Here is a 1263-nt window from a genome sequence, read left to right on the forward strand (position 1 = left end):
TCTCCCCGTGGATGCGCTCGAACTCGTAGCTCGGCACCTCGACGATGTGCATCCGGGCCTTGGCCATCCGGGTGTTGATGATCGTCTCGATCTCGAACCCGTCGCCCCACAGCTTGTCCTCGCGGCCACGGTCGCCGGCGTCCAGCTCGAGGGCCGGCAGGCAGTCCGCCCAGAAGGCGTTGTAGCCGTAGCAGAGGTCGGTGTACCGGGTGCCGAAGAACAGGTTGGCGATCCGGTTGAGCCACCGGTTGCCCCACTTGCGGGTCCGGGTGATGTCGGCGCTGCCGCCGCCGTTGGCGAACCGGGTGCCCTTGGCGAAGTCGGCCCCGTTGGTCAGGGCCTCGACGAAGCGCGGGATCTCCCGCGGGTCGGCCGACCCGTCGGCGTCCAGCATGACCACGATGTCACCCGTGACCGCGGCGAAACCGCAGGCCATGGCGTTGCCCTTGCCGCGGCGGTTCTGCAGCACGATCCGCACGTCCGGCCACAGCGCGCGGGCGACCTCGATGGTGTCGTCGACGCTGCGGCCGTCGACGACGATCACCTCGTGCACGTCCTCGGGGATGAGGGCGAAGACGTGCGGGAGGTTCTTGGCCTCGTTGAAGGTGGGGATGATGACGCTGATCCGCGGCACCGTGGTCCGGACCTGGCCGGCGTAGGCGCTGGGGTGGGGGACGACCTCGGCCGGCGGCCGGACGTCGACGATGCTCTTCGCTTCTCGCATTGCCTGTGCCCTCTTTCTCGTGCACTGCCCTGGGATGACGGCGCCCGCCGACGCCTGTGACGACCTGGCGGGGCGCGTCCGGTTCACTCGGGACGCGCGCGGACCCCGGCCGGCGCTCGGGGTGCGCTCGGGCACCCGCGCTCAGCCGGAGGCGAGACGGATCAGTCGGGGCTGCAGCCCGGGTCGTCGCCGCCGCCGATCACCCGGGCGGGGACGTCGATCCAGCGGAGCTCGGCGGTGAGCGGGGCCGGGGCCGCGATCTCCGTCCCGAGGATGGCCAGCGGGATGGAGGCGAGGCCGTGCTGGCCGGCGCCGGAGGCGTAGGTGCCCGAGGCGGCGGCGCCGGTCGTGCAGGGGGCCGCGGGGGCTGCCGGCGGCGCAGGAGGCGGCGAGACCGGCACTGGCGCACTCGGAGGCGCGTCCTGGGCGTCGATCACGGCACCCTGCGCCGGGGCCACGACGACCGGCGCGGGTGGAGCACCCACGTGCGCGGTGCCGGGCGTCCTCGTGTGCTGGTCGTGGAGGGAGGACAGGTCCTC

Annotated in this window: 1 protein-coding gene and 1 pseudogene; both read right to left on the reverse strand. The window is 73.0% G+C overall.

Features of this window, described 5'->3' with window-relative positions; translation table 11 throughout:
- On the reverse strand, positions 1-724 hold a 724-nt coding region (locus tag BUB17_RS25185; RefSeq protein WP_072921594.1), incomplete at its 3' end, for a glycosyltransferase family 2 protein.
- Between the two features lie 161 nt (positions 725-885).
- Positions 886-1263, reverse strand: a pseudogene (locus BUB17_RS27545) (hypothetical protein); the annotation flags it as partial.

This window comes from Geodermatophilus obscurus, assembly GCF_900143215.1.
GTDB classification, from domain to species: domain Bacteria; phylum Actinomycetota; class Actinomycetes; order Mycobacteriales; family Geodermatophilaceae; genus Geodermatophilus; species Geodermatophilus obscurus_A.